Origin of the sequence: Bradyrhizobium sp. BR13661 (assembly GCF_029892425.1) — a bacterium.
GTDB lineage: Bacteria > Pseudomonadota > Alphaproteobacteria > Rhizobiales > Xanthobacteraceae > Bradyrhizobium.
Map to the genome: position 1 here is coordinate 240,696 of NZ_JARXWB010000008.1, position 16,464 is coordinate 257,159.

Consider the following 16,464-nt stretch of genomic DNA (forward strand, 5'->3'; position numbering starts at 1 on the left):
GCTAGCCACCCCTCATCACTTCGGAGAGTTTTGGCCAGGACGACGGCTCGTCGTCACGATGCGCGGGCGCTTCCGTGCGCTCCGCGGCGCGCAGCTTTGCAGACCGGGCGCGCGGATTGTGTGCGACTTCCGCTTCGCCGGCGATCACGGGCCGCCGGGTCAGAAGCTGGAAGCTCGGCACCGTCTGCGCCACTTCCGGCAGATGCCGCGAGCCGCCGCCGGTCTTTGAGCGCTCGGAAAGGAAATTCTTGACGATGCGGTCTTCCAGCGAATGGAACGAGACCACGACCAGACGACCACCGGGCTTGAGCACGCGCTCGGCCGAGGCCAGCGCGGTCTGAAGTTCCTCGAGCTCTTCATTGACGAAGATACGCAGGGCCTGGAACGTTCGCGTCGCTGGATGAATGTCGCCCGGCTTGGAGCGAACCACGCGGCCGACGAGATCGGCGAGCGCGCGCGTGGTGGTGAACGGCGTCTCCTGCCGGTCAGCCACGATGGCGCGGGCGACGCGGCGTGAATGCCGCTCCTCGCCGAAGAGATAGATGATGTCGGCGAGATCGCTTTCCGAGGCGCGCGCGACGATGTCGGCAGCGGTCGGTCCTGTCTGCCCCATCCGCATGTCGAGTGGACCGTCGAGACGGAACGAGAAGCCGCGACCGGCCTGGTCGAGCTGCATCGAGGAGACACCGACATCCATCACGACCCCGTCGACCGCATCGACGCTTTGCGCGGCGCAGACCTCGGCGAGATTCGAGAAGCGGTCTTCGACCAGCGTCAGCCGGCCGGCGGCGCGGGCCACCAGCTCGGCACCGCCCGCGATCGCGGTGCGGTCACGATCGATCGCGATCACGCGAGTTCCCGGCACGTCGAGGATGGCGCTTGTGTACCCGCCAGCGCCGAAGGTGGCATCGACATAGATACCGCCCTCTCGCGGCGCGAGATGCTCGATTGCCTCGCGGCCAAGCACGGGAATGTGCGGCGCGTCGCTCATGCGTCGCGCCTGCTGCGTGCGCAGGTATAATCGTGGGCGAAGCAGCCCATGACGCCTCGAATAATTCCATGTCGCGGCGGTTCCACGACCCAACCCCAGTCCAGCATGTGCGCCGAGCCCGGTCGTCCCAGGCGGCAAGCCCGGTGTCCCCAGCGGAATATGTCGGGCAACCATGGGATTCCGAGCCAAAAACGCTTTTTTGGCCGCCTCCGGACGCGGGTCGGCTCTTCACCTCTCAGTAACGGCCCTTAGCGTTAAGAAAGCGTTGATCGGCTCGTTACATCTCGAAAAGGTCGCCCGCCGGTGATGCGTCATCCACACACATCGCCAAAATGCGCCCGTTAACCGACCTGCGCGATTGCGCGGACCGGAGGGTAAAGGAATAGTAAAGAGAAGGGCTTGGTCCACTCCTTGGCCCACCCTTCGTCCGATTCCGAGCTGTTTATGTCGTCCGGTTCGTCCACGCCGCCAGGAACTGATTCGAAACGTCAGCGCGTTCTCCCGGTTCCCAAGACCGCGGCGAGCATGCGGACGTTCGAGCCGGATTCATCGATCGTCTCCGACATCATCCCCTCGCCCAATCATGGCGAGCGCAGCAAGGGCCGCCAGCCCGACATGATCCTGCTGCACTACACCGGCATGCCCGACGTCGAGGGTGCGCTGGCGCGGCTGTGCACCGCGGGCACCGAGGTGTCGGCCCATTATGTCGTGCTGGAGGATGGCCGCATCGTGCAATGCGTGCCGGAGTCGCGGCGCGCCTGGCACGCCGGCGTCTCGTCCTGGGCCGGCGAGGACGACATCAACTCCTGCTCGATCGGGATCGAGATCGTCAATCGCGGCCACGATTGGGGCTATCCCGAATATCCGCTGCGCCAGATCGCGGCCGTCATCGCGCTGTGTCGCGGCATCATGCTTCGCCGCAAGGTCGCGCCGCAGCGCGTGCTCGGTCATTCCGACGTCGCGCCTGCGCGCAAGAAGGATCCGGGTGAAAAATTTCCCTGGCATTCACTCGCCAATTCCGGCGTCGGCCACTGGGTGACGCCGGCGCCGATCGTGCGCGGAGAGAGCCTGATGCTCGGCACCATCAGCGACGAGGTGCTGAGCCTGCAGCAGGCGCTTGCGAAATATGGCTACGGCGTGCCGCTGTCCGGCAAATATGACGCCGCCACCATGGAAGTCGTCACCGCCTTCCAGCGCCACTTCCGCCCGGCGCGGCTTGATGGCGTAGCCGATCATTCCACGCTCTCAACGTTGCAGGCGCTGCTGGCGAGCCTGCCGCCGGAGGCGAACGTCGTGGCGGCGAAGTGACGAGCAAGCCGTCGGTCGGGGGCGAAGACGAGAGACACGACGTCCCGTCCTTGCACGGCGTGAGCGCGCGCATCCTGCGAGACCCTCGCCTGCAAAACCCATGGCGGCTGATGCTGGCCGTCAACATCGCCGTAGTGACCGGGGTTTTCATTCACAAGATCCTGCTGCAGCCTTATGTTCCGTACATTCACCTGCTGGTCACCTATCAGTTCGGCTTCATCAAGCGCGCGCTGATCGGGGCCATCGTCGGACTGTTCACGGCGAAGGTGCCGGTCTGGCTGGTGTTCGCGCTCGGCGGCACGGTGTGGCTCGTGACGCTCGGGCTGTTCGTTCAGCTCTTCCGCAGGACGTTCGGGCTCGATGACAAGAGTCTGCCGCTGTTCATTTTCATCGCGGGGTCGCCGTTCTTCTTCAAGAACTTCATGCACTCGCTGGGGCATTTCGACATCTACGGCTGCCTGCTGGCGATCGTGCTCTTGCTGCTGCCCGCGCGCTCGGTCCTGTTCATCGTCCTGGCGGCGCTGTTTTCGATCATCCTGATCCTGATCCACCACATCCATCTTCTGATGTATGTGCCGACGATCGTCGTCATCGTGGCGGCGAGGCACTATCTCGCCCACGGCCTCAACCGGCTGAGCGTCGCGGTTGGAATCCTGTCGGCAGCCTGCGTCGTCGCACTGTTCTTCGCGGCGCAATTCTGGGGGACGATGCCGATCCCGGAAGCCGACTTCGTCAAATATCTGCAGGGCCGGATGGCGGACCCGTCCCGCACCAACCTGCTGAGCTTCAGCTACATCTGGTACCAGCCGCTGTCGAAGGAGATCGCGGACACCTGGGCGCGCATGCCGTCGAACATTCTCGGCGTTCCCGTTTTCGCACTGCTGATCTGGCTGCATACCCCGCTGTGGCGCTACTTTGCTGACTCGATCCGCGCGCTCGCGAGCGAGACGCACCGGCGCCTCGTCGTTGCGGCGCTGATCGGGGTCGGCCTCGGCTATCTCGTGATGTTTGCCATCGTGTTCGACTATTCGCGCTGGATGTCGAACTGGGTCGTCTGCATGTTCCTGATCCTGCATGTGGTGAAGATGCTACCGGCCGCGCAGGTGGCGCCGCCGATCCTCGCGCAAGACCGCAAGGCCGGCGTGTTCGGCTGGATCGTCACGCTGTACCCTCGGGTCGGTATCGTGCGGCCATTCTAGCCTTTGATGCAGCGAATGGACACTTTCGTTTCCGCGGAAAAGCCGATAGTCTGGATATCAGATTATCAACGTCGGTTTTTGGCTTCCTCTGGGTGTAGTGATGGCGACACTTGCTGAACGCATCAAGTCTGATCTGGCAGACGAGCTCACCGCGCACGCGGTCGCGAGCATCAATGCCGCGGATCATTTCGCGCTTCCTTTCCCCCATATCGTGTTCCGCGATTTCTTCCCGGCGGATTTCTATCGGGATCTGGTGCGGCATGTCCCGACCCAGGGATACGATCCGATCACCGGCACGGGAACGCGCATGGCACTGCGGCTCTACGGCGAGAACGTCGACAGGATCGAACCGGCACTGCGCCCCGCATGGGCCGCCGTGTCGGCCATGTTGACATCCAAGGAGGTCGAACAGGCGATCCGCAATCGGCTGCACGACGGGCTCGAGATTCGCGCCCGCGGCGACAAGGTGCCGAGCGCCGAGGACCTGACGCTGGTCGCGAAACCGGTCGTCTACCGGGACACCGACGGCTACCAGATCAAGCCGCATCCCGACACGCGCAAGAAGGTCGTGACGATGCAGCTCTATTGCCCGACCGACGACAGCCAGGAAGCGCTGGGGACCACGCTCTACCAAGCGTCGCTCAAAGGTCTGTTCCACGTCGGCTCCTACTGCCTGGAGCCGGTGAAGACCATCCCGTTTCTCCCCAACGTCGGATACGCGTTCGTCGTCCTGAAGGCCTACCATTCGCTGACGAAGATGAGCTGGCATGGCCGGCCGAAGATCGAGACCAACAAACCCCGCATCACGATCCTCAACACGTTCTACATGAACGAAAGCGTGGGATTCTAATCCGCCGCAGAAGGCGGACATCGCGATTGCCAAGTCACTTCCCTCGCCTGCGGGGCGGCGCTAGGCCAGCTCCGTGATTCGCCGCGCGTACAGTCTGCGCAGCGGCTCCAGTTGCGTCGCCTCCGTCGCGGCCACATACGCCGCCCGCGCCTCGTCCTTAAGGTCCAGACGGCGCAGCAGGTCGGCGCGCACGGCCGGCAACAACTCGTAGCCGTCGAGCCCGCCGCGCGCCGCGATCGTGTTGACGAGGTCGAGCGCGCGCGCCGGGCCGTCGACCATCGACACGGCGGCCGCGTGGTTGAGCTCGATCACCGGTGACGGGCTGATCCTGAGCAGCACTTCATAGAGTCCGGCGATCTGCGGCCAGTCGGTGTCGGGATAATTCGGCGCGCGCGCATGAAGGGCTGCGATCGCGGCCTGCACCGCATAGGGCTGCGGTCGGCCCGGCACGCGCAGCGCCTCATCGACGAGGCGCAGGCCTTCCTCGATCTGCGCGCGATCCCAGAGCGAGCGGTCCTGCTCTTCGAGCAGCACGATGTCGCCGGCCGCGGTTTCGCGCCCGGCGCGGCGTGCATCGTGCAGCAACATCAATGCCAGCAGGCCCTTGATCGCCGCGCGATCGGGCATCAGGTGGTCAAGCAAGCGGCCGAGCCTGATCGCTTCCACCGCAAGATCGGGCCGCATCAGATCCGCACCCGAGGTCGCGACATAGCCTTCGGTGAAGACGAGATAGATCACGGCGAGCACACCGTCGAGCCGCGGCGCCAGCGCGTCACGTTCCGGCACCTCATAGGGAATGCCGGCGAGCCTGATCTTCTGCTTGGCGCGGACGAGGCGCTGCGCCATCGCGTCCTCACCGATCAGGAACGCGCGCGCGACCTGCGCGGCGGAGAGACCGCAGACGGTGCGCAGCGTCAGCGCGACCTGAACCTCGGCCGCGAGCGCCGGATGGCAGCAGGTGAAGATCAGCCGCAGCATGTCGTCGTCGAGCATCGCGGGCGGCTCGGCCGGCGCCTTCGCGTTGAGCTCGAGCTCGTGCAGGAGCGCCTGCTGCTTGCCGCGAAACACCGCCTGGCGGCGCACACGATCGATCGCCTTGTTGCGACCGACATTGACGAGCCACGCGCGCGGATTGTCGGGGACTTCGCCAGCCGACCAGCGCTCCAGCGCGACCGCGAACGCATCCTGCAGCGCGTCCTCGGCCAAATCGAAATCGCCGACGAGGCGGATCAGGGTGGCCAGCGCCCGCCCCGCCTCGTCGCGGAAGATCTTGTCGATGTCCTCGGGGCAGATCACTTGTAGATCATGACCGGCCGGACCTCGATCGAGCCTCGCTTGGCCTCGGGAATTCGCGCGGCGAGCGCAACGGCGTCATCGATATCCTTGGCCTCGACCAGATAGTAGCCGCCAAGCTGCTCGCGCGTTTCCGCGAACGGACCGTCGGTGGTCATGGTCTTGCCGTCGCGCACGCGCACGGTCGTCGCCGTCGTCGTCGGCTGAAGCCCGTCGCCGGCCTTGAAGTGGCCGCTCTGGATGATCGACTGCGTGAAAGCGCCGTATTCTCCCGCCAGCTTCTGGCGGTCAGTGGCGCTCATGCCGGTCATGTAGTTTTCGTTCCGGTAGATCAGCAGCAGATATTGCATGGTTTAACTCCTGTGGTTCGGCTGGATCGCCGACATCAGTCGAACGAGCCAAACGTCAAACGACATCTCCGCGGATTATTTCGAGGTCATTTGTAGATCATGACCGGCCGGACTTCGATCGACCCGTCCCGGGCGCCGGGAATTCGCGCGGCGAGCTCGATCGCGGCGTTGAGATCCTTGGCCTCGACCAGATAATAGCCGCCGAGCTGCTCGCGGGTCTCCGCGAACGGACCCTCGGTCGTCAGCGTCTTGCCCTCGCGCACGCGCACAGTGGTTGCGGTCGAGGTCGGCTGCAGCCCGTCACCGGCCTTGAAATGGCCGCTCTGCACGATGGACTGCGTGTAAGTGCCGTACTCCGCCGCCACCGCCTGACGGTCTGCCGGCGTCATCTTGCTCATTTGCGCTTCGTTCTGATAGATCAGCAGCAGATACTGCATGGCTCAACTCCTGTTGTTCGGCTGGATTGCCGGCATCCAGTCGAACCGGGTTCGCGCCCGACGACATCTTCAGAATAAATTATTTACGCTGCCGCGCGCGCCACGATCTTGGCTTGACGAAACCGTCACAAATGCCCATTGCGTAACCCGTCAGTCGGCCGGACGGCCGCTCCGGCAGGTGCCGAAAGGCCGCCGGGGAGGAAAGTCCGGGCTCCCTTGACATACGGTGCCGGATAACGTCCGGCGGGGGCGACCCCAGGGAAAGTGCCACAGAGAACGAACCGCTCCCTCCTCGGAGGAAGTAAGGGTGAAAAGGTGCGGTAAGAGCGCACCGCGGGTCCGGCAACGGAGCCGGCATGGTAAACCCCACCGGGAGCAAAACCGAATAGGGACGGCGTAGCGGGCTGTTCGCGAAAGCGATAACGCCGCGGGGCGATGTCAGGCCCGCTGTCCGGGTAGGTTGCTCGAGGCCATGTGCAAACATGGTCCCAGAGGAATGGCCGTCACGTATCGCTTGCGCAAGCAGGCGGTGCCCTACAGAACCCGGCTTACAGGCCGGCTGATATCTTGCGACGAGGGGTTCGATGCTGACGCATCGGACCCCTCACCAATTTTGGAAGGTCGTCATTCCGGGGCTCGCAAAGCGAGAGCCCGGAATCCATCAGGCGGCAGGGAACGTGGAGGAATGGATTCCGGGCTCGTGCTGCGCACGCCCCGGGATGACGACGGAGGCCTAGGCCACGATCTCCTGCAGAGCCTTCATCAGCGCCTCCGGCGCCGTGACATTCGGCGCGTGGCTGGCGTCGAGCTCGACATAGCGCCAGCCATCCTCGCTGTTCGCGCGCCTGGCGAATTGCCCGAACACATCGCCCGGCGGAATGCGTTTACAGTAGATGTAGCTGCGCGGCATCGCGGGTTCACCGTGTTGAAGCTTCAGCTTGGTCTCGAAACATTGGATCGGCATGTTGATGCGACGCGCATTGAGCCAATCGAGATCGGCCTGCGGCGTGTCCGGCGGCGGCGGGTTCGGTGGGATGCGGTAGCCATCGGCGGCAGCAGCCGCCTTGCGCATCGGCTCGCGCCCGCCTTCGTTGAGATCGAACAGCGACTGGCCATCGCGCGGCACGAACGCGTCGAGATAGACCAACTGTGTCACGCGCTCGCGGGCGCGATCGGCAACGCCTGTTGCGACCATGCCCCCATAGCTGTGGCCGAGCAGCACGATATCGCTGAGGTCCTCGAACTTGATGACGTTGAGGATGTCCTGGATATGGGTCTCGAGATCGACAGCGGCACTGGCGAGATGCGACCGTTCACCGAGCCCGGTATAGGTTGGCGTGACCAGGCGGTGGCCGGCCTGCGCCATCAGCGGATGCATCTTCTTCCAGGCCCATCCGCCGGACCACGCGCCATGACAGAGCAGGAAGGTTTTCGCGCGTGCGGTCATCGGCGTTTCCATCGGTCTTGTTTTGATACGATGGAGTGTAGCGGCCGAACGCGCGAAGTAAACGCCGCGGCTCAGGCCGCGCGCGGCGCCTTGACCAGCACGGGCGCAAGCTGGCCGGCTTCGCGCCGCAACTTGCTCGCCTCGAAGCCGTGCATGCCGATTTGCCATTGCAGGCCGACGATGGCGCCCTTGGTCGGTTGCAGCAGCGCCAGCGAGGCAAACAGCGTCACCGGCAGCCACACCGCGAGTTGCAGCCAGACCGGCGGCGCATAGGCGGTCTCGACCGCGAGGATCGCCGGCACCACGAGATGGCCGACCACGACCATCACCAGATAGGCCGGAAAATCATCCGCGCGCTGGTGAAACAACTCCTCGCCGCAATGATCGCAAGCGTCGGCCACTTTCAGGAAGCGGCCGAACATGTGTCCTCCGCCGCAGTTCGGGCACTTGCCGCGAAAACCGCGCCACATCGCTTTTGCCAGGGAAACTGAACCGGTCGCCATGACGACACCTCTTCCGTTTTGCTGATCCATACAATAATATATTGCATCCATACATTCAAAGGATATGGACCTAAATTGCATGGACTGGACCCCTACAATCTCGGAGCTGTCAGGGCCGCGCTACCAGCGCATCGTCGAGGCCATGGAGGCGGACATCGCCGCCGGACGACTGGTGCGCGGCCAGCAATTGCCGACGCAGCGCGCTCTCGCCAAGGCGCTGGGCATCGATCTGACCACGGTGACGCGCGCCTACACCGAGGCACGGCGCCGCGGCATCATGGAGGCGCGCGTCGGCCAGGGCTCGTTCGTGTCGGAGACCAGCGCGCGCCGCGCGGTCGACCTGCCGCATCCGGTCGCGATCGACCTCTCGATGAACGTGCCGCCACATCCGCTGGAAGCGCAGCTCGACGAACGCATCATCGCCGGCCTCGAAGCCGTCCGTGCGCAATCGGGCCTCACTGCATTCCTGAATTACCAGCCGCCCGGCGGCAGCGCCCATGAACGCGAGGTCGCCGCGCGCTGGATGCGCACGCGCGTTCCCCACGCCAACGCCGACAAGCTCGTGATCTTTCCGGGCGCGCAGACGATCCTGTTCAACCTGCTCGCCCATCTTGCGCAGCCCGGGGACGTCGTGCTGACGGAGGCCATCACCTTTCCCGGGATCAAGGCCGCGGCAGCGCAGCTTGGCGTCAAGCTCGTTGGCGTGACGATGGATGACGGCGGCATCCTGCCCGATGCGCTGGCGAAGGCCTGCAGCACCCACAGGCCAAAGGCCGTCTATCTCATTCCGACGCTGCACAATCCGACCACGGCGACGCTTGCTCCCGAGCGACGCAGCGCAATCGCAAAAATCATCCGCGATGCCGATACTGTTCTGATCGAGGACGATGCTTACGGACTGCTCGACAAATCGGCCTCGCCGATCGCCAACCTCATCCCGGAGCGGACATATCTGGCGACGACGCTGTCAAAGTGCATCGCGCCGGCATTGCGCGTCGCCTATCTGCTGACGCCTGACAGCGACGCGCAGCTTCAGATGCGCGGCCATTTGCAGGCGACCGTGCAGATGCCGGCGCCACTGATGGTCGCGCTGGTCACCCAATGGATCGAGAGCGGCATTGCCGACCGGATCATCACTGCGATCCGCAACGAGGCCGTCGGCCGCCAGCAATTGGCCCAGCGCGCCCTGAAGGGGTTTCGGCTTCAAGCGAAGCCAGCCGCGCATCATCTGTGGCTGCATTTGCCGGAGGGACTAGGCCGCCGCGATGTCACCGCGCGGCTGTTGCGCGATGGGCTCGCCGTCGTGGCCAGCGACTCTTTTGTGGTCGATGGCAACCCGCCGAATGCTGCGCGGCTGTCGCTCGGCGCCGCGCGCAATCGCGCGGAGCTCACACAAGCACTTCGGATTCTGATCGGCGCGCTGCAGAAGCCCGCTGATGCCAGGCAGATCGTCTAAGGCGCGTTAGCCACCTCGTCTCACGCTGTCGAGAAATTCCTCGCGTTCGCCAGGCGCGTAACCCTGGGAAGCCCCCGGATACGCTTCATATCTTTCGCCATACGGTGCCGTCCCGGACGGCGCGTAGCCAAAAGCCGAAGCGGGGCCTGAAACGCCTCCCCCCTGATCGGGACGAACGATGGCATGCTGCCGGTGCGCGTGATGCACCGTAGCCGCGTTCGCAGAGCCAGCCAGGGCGATCAAAAGGCCCGAAGCCAGAATAATACGCATCGCATTCTCTCCAATCGACAGCCGGTGGCTTACATACAAATCAGGTCGCTCGATTCCAACACGGAGCGGATTCACGATTAGTCACATCGGTGGCATCACGGCTGCTGCGCCTCTATGGTCGTTTTCTATCGCCCAACCTGGGACTGCGGATCAGCAGGGCTTCGCTCATCGCGCCGCTAGCCCAAATCCTATGCGGGCTATCCGGGCGTGTCGTTCGAAAATGCCCGACGATTGCAGGTCTCGGGTCCGTGCAAGCATGCATTGACCGCCACGCCCGCGGCTGTGCTATGCCCGGTGCGGCGATCACGAGATCGCGACAACAGGAACTTGGTGTTGGAAACGTTCACGATTGCATTGCTCCTGTTCGGTGCGCTGGCCGGCGGCTTCGTCTCGGGGCTTGCAGGGTTCGGCACGGCGCTAATGGCGCTCGGCATCTGGCTCTACGTGCTGGCGCCCTCGCTCGCGGTGCCGTTGGTGCTGATCTGCTCGGTGATCGCGCAGACCTCGACGCTGCCCTCGATGTGGAAGAGCTTTGATCTCTCGCTAGTGTGGCCGTTCCTGATCGGCGGGCTGATCGGCGTGCCGATCGGGACCACCCTGGTTGCCTCCGCTGATCCGAAGGTGTTCAAGCTCTGTGTCGGCGTGTTGTTGCTGATCTTCTCGAGCGCGCTCTACTTCAACAAGAGGCAGTTCACCGTCACCTTCGGCGGGCGCATCGCCGACGGTGCGGTCGGTTTTGCCGGCGGGATTCTGGGCGGGCTCGCCGGACTGTCCGGGCCGTTGCCGATCCTGTGGGCCAATATCCGCGGCTGGAACAAGCACGAGCGGCGCGGCATCTTCCAGCTGTTCAATTTTACGGTGCTCGCCGCCGCGCTGGTGTTGCAGACGGCATCGGGCCTGGTCGCCGTCAAGGTGGTCTGGCTCGCGATGGTCGCCTTTCCCGGCACGCTGATCGGCGCATGGGCCGGCGCGCGCGTCTATCACGCGCTCAGCGACAAGCATTTTGGCGATGTCGTGCTCGGCCTGTTGTTTCTGTCGGGCGCCACGCTGGTCTGGAACAGCATCGGGACGCTGTAGCCCGCGCTTTCGTCGCAGCGCCCTGGAGCGTTCGGATCGAACAAGCCATCGCTACGCGGGCTCGCGCGCGAGAGGTGCGATGGGCTCGGGGCTGGCGGGCTCCGCGGCTTTCGGCGTCACCAGGCGCTTCCTGAACTCGCGGCGCAGCAGCCACAGGCTCTGGACGGCCTGCAAGGTCGTCGCCGCGTTCGATATGTACCAGACGTACTCGATCCGAAAACCCGGCTGCGTCGAAAGCCAGATCGCCGGCAAGGAATAGGTGAGCACCCGCGTCGCCGAGCTCCACAACACCGGCTTGGTGTTGCCGAGGCCCTGAAACATGCTGGAGCAGGTGAAGATCAATCCCTGCGCCACCATGTTCAGCGAAATCATCTTCAGGAACAGCAACGCGACCTTCATCGTCTCCGGATCATTGGAGAAACTGGCCAGCAACCATCCGGGCTCGAGCTGCGCGAGGAGCGTGAGCGCGACCATCACGACGGTCGCGATCATCGCCGCTCTGACGAAGGTCTCCCGCACCCGCTCGTAATTGCCGGCGCCGAAATTCTGTCCCGCAATCGGCCCGGCGGCGAGCGCAACGGCAAGGGCCGGCATCTGGATCAAGCCCACGACACGCGTGCCGATACCAAAGCCCGCTTGCGCCGTCGGGCCAAGGTTCCGCAGCACGTAATAGATCGCGGCCATGAAGATGAAGATCATCACGAACTCGCCGCCGGCCGGCAGGCCGACATTGAGGATCCTTTTCCATTGCCGCAATTGCGGACGCCATTGCGCGGGATGGAAGGCGACGTAGCGCTCCAGCCTGTGAAAATACGCGAACAGCATCAGCGCGCCGATGAAGACGGCGATCGTGCTCGCAAGGCCCGCCCCGGCAACACCGTACGCGTGCCCGGTGCCCCAACCCGAGATCAGGACCGGCGCCAGCGCAATGTTGATGACCACGGCGAGCACCTGGACCAGCATGCTCGGCCGCACGATGCCGGTCGCCCGCAGCGCGGCCGCCATCACCTGGGTGACGAATTGCAGCGCCAGCGCCGGCATGAACCACAGGAAATAGGTGGTACCGGCGTCGATGGTGGCCGCATCGGCCGCGATCGCGCGCATATAGGGACGCGCCAGCACCAGGCCGCCGAGCAACGTCAGCAGCCCTGATAACACCGACAGGATGACCGCCTGGTTGAAGACGAGATTGGCATCGTCGCGATCCTTGCGGCCCACCGCATGCGAGACCAGCGCAACCGTGCCGACGCCAAGCATCTGCATCAGCGCGTTGACGAGGAAGCCGGCGTTGCCGGCCGCAGCGACGCCCGCAACAGCGGCATCGCCGAGCCCGGTCACGAAGTACAGGTCGACCAGCTGGCAGATCATGATCGTGATCATGCCCGCCACGATCGGTGGCGCCATGCTCAGGATGTGGCTCACGATGGAGCCGCGCGTCAGGTCCTTCATCTCATTCCACCTTCGGCGAGGTGACGGCGGGGCATGTGCCCCGCCGCCCCGCCTCATTCCGCTGCTGCGATATGCCCGAGCTCCACCACCTGGCGCTCGAACAGGCTGCGATAGATGCCGCCGGGCTTGCCCGCGAGCACGGCATGCGTGCCCTGCTCGACGATCTCGCCGCGGTCGAACACCAGGATCCGATCGAGGCTCTTTACCGTCGACAATCGGTGCGCGATCACGATCGAGGTGCGGCCTTTCATCAGCCGCTCCATCGCCTGCTGGATCAGCGCCTCCGATTCCGAATCGAGGCTCGATGTCGCCTCGTCCAGGATCAGCACCGGCGCATCCGCCAGGAAGGCGCGCGCCAGCGCCACGCGCTGCCGTTCGCCGCCCGACAGTTTCACCCCGCGCTCACCGACCAGCGTGCCGTAGCCCTTCGGCAGGCGCAGGATGAAGTCGTGCGCATTGGCAAGCCGTGCCGCCTGCTCGATCGCCTCCAGGCTGGCGCCAGGCCGGCCATAGGCGATGTTCTCGGCGAGTGTGCGGTGAAACAGGATCGGCTCCTGCTGCACGATCGCGATCTGGCTGCGCAGCGATTGCTGCGTCGCCTTCGCGATATCCTGCCCGTCGATCAGCACACACCCATCCGTGACGTCGTAGAGCCTCTGCACCAGCTTGACGAAGGTGGTCTTGCCGGAGCCTGAGCGACCGACGAGACCGACGCGTTCGCCGGCGCGGATCGTCAGCGACAATCCGTCGTAGAGCGGCGCGCGATGGCCGCCATAGTGGAACGTGACGTCGTCGAACACGATCTTGCCGCCCTCGATCGCGATCGGCCGCGCATCGGCAGCGTCTGCAATGCCGATCGGCTCGTCATGGATCGCCACAAGCTCCTCCATGTCGTTGACCGAACGCTGGAGGTTGTTGATGTGCATGCCGACGTCGCGCAAATAGGCGTGGATGACGTAGTAGCTCGTCAGCACGTAGGTGACGTCGCCGGGCGAGGCATGTCCGTACATCCACAGCAGCACCGAGCCGCCGATGACAGACCCCCGCAGGCACAGCAGCAGCGAGAGCTGCACCATGGCGGTGTAGTTGTAGCGAAACCACGTACGCCGAACGCGCGCGCCCCAACGCTTGATGACACGGGCGAGGCGCGCATCCTCGCGCGCTTCCGCGCCGAACGACTTCACCACCGCATTGCAGGTCAGCGCATCCGCCAGGGTGCCACCGACCTTGGTATCCCAGGCATTGGAGACGCGCGCGGCGGGCGCGATGTAGCGCGTCGAGAACAGCACCGTCGTCGTGACATAGCCGAGCGCGCCGAGCGCGATCACCGTGCCGAGCGAGGCCCAGTGCACGCCGAGCAGGATCATCGATCCGATCAGAACGACCAGCGACGGCAGCAGCGCGAGCAGGATGGTGTCATTGAGCAAATCGAGCGCCCACATGCCGCGCGTGACCTTGCGCACGGTCGAGCCCGCGAAGGAGTTGGCGTGCCAATCGGTCGAGAAGCGCTGCACGCGCAGGAACGCGTCCTGCGCGACGTCGGACATGATCTTCAGCGTGAACGGCACGATCACCTGCAGGCCGCTCAGGCGCAACACGATCGAGGCCGCGCCCAGCACGACGATGCCGCCCAGCGCCACCAGCGCGGCGTGGCGCGCTTCGGAATCGGACGGGCCGCGCGTCAACGCGTCGATCAAATGCCCCGAGAAGACCGGCATGAAGAGGTCGGCGACGGTCGCCCCCAGCAGACCGGCGACGATGGCAAGCGTCCGCCGTGGCTGCTTCAGCCAGTGCCGGAATACGAAGGGCAGCACCACGCGGATCGCCGCGGGCTTTTTTGACAAAGCGGTCATGGCATCATCCGGCCGCTGTTGGCGCGGGCCGGCTCCATCAATGGACGCAAGCCGGCCGCGAGGGCCGAGACGGCGTCACTTGAAACTGACTTGATTTGGGAAGCGGAACGATCGGGGAAAAAAGCCCAATCGAAGCTGGCGGAAGCGGCCTCTAGCAGGCCGAAAGATTACCGAGCCAGACCATCATCGAGCGCGGAAACGCGATCTGCGATTGCGACGAAATCATGCAAATCTCTCCCCGGTTCGATTAAATGAGGTGCGCTTTATAGATGTGGGATTCGCCATTTGCAACGGGGCCCGCGCGAGATCCCGCACGAGTGTTGCATTTTGGTGCGCCTGCCACCCGGTCGAGCCGGGGCGGCGCACTGATCGTATCGCGTCAGTGCGCGTCGCCGCCGCCGGTCATCGGGGCCGGCTTGTTCAACAGTGTGACCAGCAGGCTGAGGCCGAGATAGAACAATGTCAGAATGAAAAAGGCATCGCCATAGCCCATGACGGAGGCCTGGCGATGCACGATCTGGCTGAGCTGCTTCATCGCCATCAGCGTGGAATCGCCGAGCCCCTGGAACTTCTGCTGCAGCATCGTCAGGGTTTCGGTGGCGGTCGCATTGCCCCAGGTCACGCGCTCCTGCAGGCGCGTGATGTGCAGGTCGGTGCGGTCGTTCAGCACGGTGTTGATGACCGCAAGGCCGACGGCGCCGCCGAGATTGCGCATCAGGTTGAACAGGCCGGAAGCGTTCTTCACCTTTTCGGGCGCCAGCGTGCCGAGCGCGACGTTGTTGGTCGGCACCATCGCGAACATCATGCCGATGCCGCGCAGGATCTGCGGCATGAGCAGCTCGTAGAAATCGTAGTCGCGCGTGATCCAGGTCATCTGGTAGGAGCCGATCGCGAACACGATCAGCCCGAACGCGATCATGTAGCGCATGTCGACCTTGACCATCAGCCTGCCGACCAGCGGCGCGACCAGGAACATGGTGATGCCGGAGACGAACATGGTCTCGCCGATCATCAGCGCGCTGTAGCCGCGCACCTCGGCGAGGTAGCGCGGATAGATGTAGGTCAGGCCGTAGAGGCCGATGCCGATGCAGAATTGGAGGATGCAGCCGACGGCGAAATTGCGGTTGGTGAAGGTGCGCAAATTGACAATCGGCTCGGCGGCCGTGAACACGCGCCAGAAGAAGGCGATCGCCGAGATCGCGCAGATCCAGGCGCAGATCGCCACCGACGTATCCTGCATCCATTCATATTGCGGACCTTCCTCCAGCACATATTCGAGCGTGCCGAGAAAGCCGGCCATGAAGATCAGACCCCACCAGTCGAAGCGATCGAGCAATTCGAAGTGCGGCTCGTCGAAATCGACCAGCGCCCACACACCGAGCGTAATGCCGATGCCGGGGACGACGTTGATGAAGAACAGCCAGTTCCACGACATCAGATCGGTGATGTAGCCGCCGACTGTCGGTCCGATCGTGGGGGCCAATGTCGCAACGAGGCCGATGATTGGACCGACGATGTGGAATTTCGAACGCGGGAAAACCGTATAGGCCGAGGCGAAAACCGTCGGGATCATGCCGGCGCCGAGAAAGCCCTGCAGCGCACGCCAGAGGATCATCTCCTCGATGGTCGTGGCAAAGCCGCAGAGCAGGCTCGAAATCGTGAAGCCGGCCGCCGAGATCGCGAACAACAATCGCGTGCCGAAGGCACGCGACAGGAAGCCCGACAGCGGGATCGCGATCACCTCGGCGATCAGATAGGCGGTCTGGACCCAGGAGACCTCGCTCGAGCTCGCTGACAGGCCGGCCTGGATTTCGCTCAGAGATGCCGAGACGATCTGGATGTCCAGGATCGACATGAACATCCCGAACACCATGATGATGAAGGCAAACAGCCGTTTCGGCGCGATGCGCTCCGAAGCAGCTGATGCCATCATGGCAGGTGAAGCAGTCGTGGCGTTCGCCATGGTCTGACCTCGCAGCGC

Annotated in this window: 14 protein-coding genes and 1 other RNA gene; 6 read left to right on the forward strand and 9 right to left on the reverse strand. The window is 64.3% G+C overall.

The window, feature by feature from the left end:
- Window position 1 precedes the first annotated feature (1 nt).
- Window positions 2–991 (reverse strand): 16S rRNA (cytosine(1402)-N(4))-methyltransferase RsmH, encoded by a 990-nt coding sequence (rsmH, locus tag M2427_RS16245; protein WP_280707420.1) that lies wholly within the window; start codon window positions 989–991, stop codon window positions 2–4.
- A gap of 525 nt (window positions 992–1,516) precedes the next feature.
- On the opposite strand from rsmH, the gene M2427_RS16250 reads away from it, so the two are divergent.
- The 3 genes from M2427_RS16250 to M2427_RS16260 all read left to right on the forward strand — a co-directional run bounded on the left by M2427_RS16250 (window position 1,517) and on the right by M2427_RS16260 (window position 4,348).
- Complete coding sequence (locus M2427_RS16250) at window positions 1,517–2,299, forward strand: N-acetylmuramoyl-L-alanine amidase (RefSeq protein ID WP_280707421.1); 783 nt, start codon at window positions 1,517–1,519, stop codon at window positions 2,297–2,299.
- Between the two features lie 110 nt (window positions 2,300–2,409).
- Window positions 2,410–3,498 (forward strand): hypothetical protein, encoded by a 1,089-nt coding sequence (locus M2427_RS16255; protein WP_280707486.1) that lies wholly within the window; start codon window positions 2,410–2,412, stop codon window positions 3,496–3,498.
- A gap of 100 nt (window positions 3,499–3,598) precedes the next feature.
- Window positions 3,599–4,348, forward strand: a complete 750-nt coding sequence (locus tag M2427_RS16260; protein ID WP_280707423.1) for a hypothetical protein — start codon at window positions 3,599–3,601, stop codon at window positions 4,346–4,348.
- 60 nt (window positions 4,349–4,408) lie between these two features.
- Here M2427_RS16260 and M2427_RS16265 read toward each other — a convergent pair whose 3' ends face one another.
- From M2427_RS16265 to M2427_RS16275, 3 genes are all read right to left on the reverse strand, one after another.
- Window positions 4,409–5,641, reverse strand: coding sequence for an RNA polymerase sigma factor (locus tag M2427_RS16265; RefSeq protein ID WP_280707487.1), 1,233 nt, complete (start codon window positions 5,639–5,641; stop codon window positions 4,409–4,411).
- Window positions 5,641–5,991, reverse strand: coding sequence for a YciI family protein (locus tag M2427_RS16270; protein ID WP_280707424.1), 351 nt, complete (start codon window positions 5,989–5,991; stop codon window positions 5,641–5,643). The genes M2427_RS16265 and M2427_RS16270 overlap by 1 nt, the downstream gene beginning before the upstream one ends.
- A gap of 86 nt (window positions 5,992–6,077) precedes the next feature.
- Complete coding sequence (locus M2427_RS16275; protein ID WP_280707425.1) at window positions 6,078–6,428, reverse strand: YciI family protein; 351 nt, start codon at window positions 6,426–6,428, stop codon at window positions 6,078–6,080.
- A gap of 150 nt (window positions 6,429–6,578) precedes the next feature.
- Between M2427_RS16275 and rnpB the strand changes: the two genes are divergently transcribed.
- Window positions 6,579–6,995, forward strand: an RNA gene (gene rnpB / locus M2427_RS16280) — RNase P RNA component class A.
- A 166-nt stretch (window positions 6,996–7,161) separates the two neighbouring features.
- On the opposite strand, the gene M2427_RS16285 is transcribed toward rnpB, so the two are convergent.
- On the reverse strand, window positions 7,162–7,875 hold the full coding sequence (locus M2427_RS16285) for an alpha/beta hydrolase (protein ID WP_280707426.1): 714 nt from the start codon (window positions 7,873–7,875) through the stop codon (window positions 7,162–7,164).
- Between the two features lie 71 nt (window positions 7,876–7,946).
- Window positions 7,947–8,408, reverse strand: a complete 462-nt coding sequence (locus M2427_RS16290; protein WP_280707428.1) for a DUF983 domain-containing protein — start codon at window positions 8,406–8,408, stop codon at window positions 7,947–7,949.
- A gap of 49 nt (window positions 8,409–8,457) precedes the next feature.
- Between M2427_RS16290 and M2427_RS16295 the strand changes: the two genes are divergently transcribed.
- The gene (locus M2427_RS16295; protein ID WP_280707429.1) at window positions 8,458–9,834 is read left to right on the forward strand and encodes a PLP-dependent aminotransferase family protein; all 1,377 of its coding nucleotides are present in this window, start codon (window positions 8,458–8,460) and stop codon (window positions 9,832–9,834) included.
- A 603-nt stretch (window positions 9,835–10,437) separates the two neighbouring features.
- A complete protein-coding gene (locus M2427_RS16300; protein ID WP_280707430.1) occupies window positions 10,438–11,181 on the forward strand; it encodes a sulfite exporter TauE/SafE family protein in 744 nt (247 codons plus the stop codon).
- 51 nt (window positions 11,182–11,232) lie between these two features.
- On the opposite strand, the gene M2427_RS16305 is transcribed toward M2427_RS16300, so the two are convergent.
- The 3 genes from M2427_RS16305 to M2427_RS16315 all read right to left on the reverse strand — a co-directional run bounded on the left by M2427_RS16305 (window position 11,233) and on the right by M2427_RS16315 (window position 16,446).
- A complete protein-coding gene (locus M2427_RS16305; protein WP_280707432.1) occupies window positions 11,233–12,630 on the reverse strand; it encodes an MATE family efflux transporter in 1,398 nt (465 codons plus the stop codon).
- Window positions 12,631–12,683: 53 nt separating this feature from the next.
- Window positions 12,684–14,483 (reverse strand): ABC transporter ATP-binding protein, encoded by a 1,800-nt coding sequence (locus M2427_RS16310; RefSeq protein ID WP_280707433.1) that lies wholly within the window; start codon window positions 14,481–14,483, stop codon window positions 12,684–12,686.
- A 379-nt stretch (window positions 14,484–14,862) separates the two neighbouring features.
- Window positions 14,863–16,446 carry a DHA2 family efflux MFS transporter permease subunit gene (locus tag M2427_RS16315; protein ID WP_280707434.1) on the reverse strand — a complete coding sequence of 528 codons (1,584 nt, stop codon included), beginning with the start codon at window positions 16,444–16,446 and terminating at the stop codon, window positions 14,863–14,865.
- Window positions 16,447–16,464: the final 18 nt, after the last annotated feature.

Coding starts and splice junctions, on each gene's coding strand:
- rsmH (WP_280707420.1), bottom strand. CDS start 991: ATGAGCGACGCGCCGCACATTCCCGTGCTTGGCCGCGAGGCAATCGAG.
- M2427_RS16250 (WP_280707421.1), top strand. CDS start 1,517: ATGCGGACGTTCGAGCCGGATTCATCGATCGTCTCCGACATCATCCCC.
- M2427_RS16255 (WP_280707486.1), top strand. CDS start 2,410: ATGCTGGCCGTCAACATCGCCGTAGTGACCGGGGTTTTCATTCACAAG.
- M2427_RS16260 (WP_280707423.1), top strand. CDS start 3,599: ATGGCGACACTTGCTGAACGCATCAAGTCTGATCTGGCAGACGAGCTC.
- M2427_RS16270 (WP_280707424.1), bottom strand. CDS start 5,991: ATGCAATATCTGCTGCTGATCTACCGGAACGAAAACTACATGACCGGC.
- M2427_RS16275 (WP_280707425.1), bottom strand. CDS start 6,428: ATGCAGTATCTGCTGCTGATCTATCAGAACGAAGCGCAAATGAGCAAG.
- M2427_RS16285 (WP_280707426.1), bottom strand. CDS start 7,875: ATGACCGCACGCGCGAAAACCTTCCTGCTCTGTCATGGCGCGTGGTCC.
- M2427_RS16290 (WP_280707428.1), bottom strand. CDS start 8,408: ATGGATCAGCAAAACGGAAGAGGTGTCGTCATGGCGACCGGTTCAGTT.
- M2427_RS16295 (WP_280707429.1), top strand. CDS start 8,458: ATGGACTGGACCCCTACAATCTCGGAGCTGTCAGGGCCGCGCTACCAG.
- M2427_RS16305 (WP_280707432.1), bottom strand. CDS start 12,630: ATGAAGGACCTGACGCGCGGCTCCATCGTGAGCCACATCCTGAGCATG.
- M2427_RS16310 (WP_280707433.1), bottom strand. CDS start 14,483: ATGACCGCTTTGTCAAAAAAGCCCGCGGCGATCCGCGTGGTGCTGCCC.
- M2427_RS16315 (WP_280707434.1), bottom strand. CDS start 16,446: ATGGCGAACGCCACGACTGCTTCACCTGCCATGATGGCATCAGCTGCT.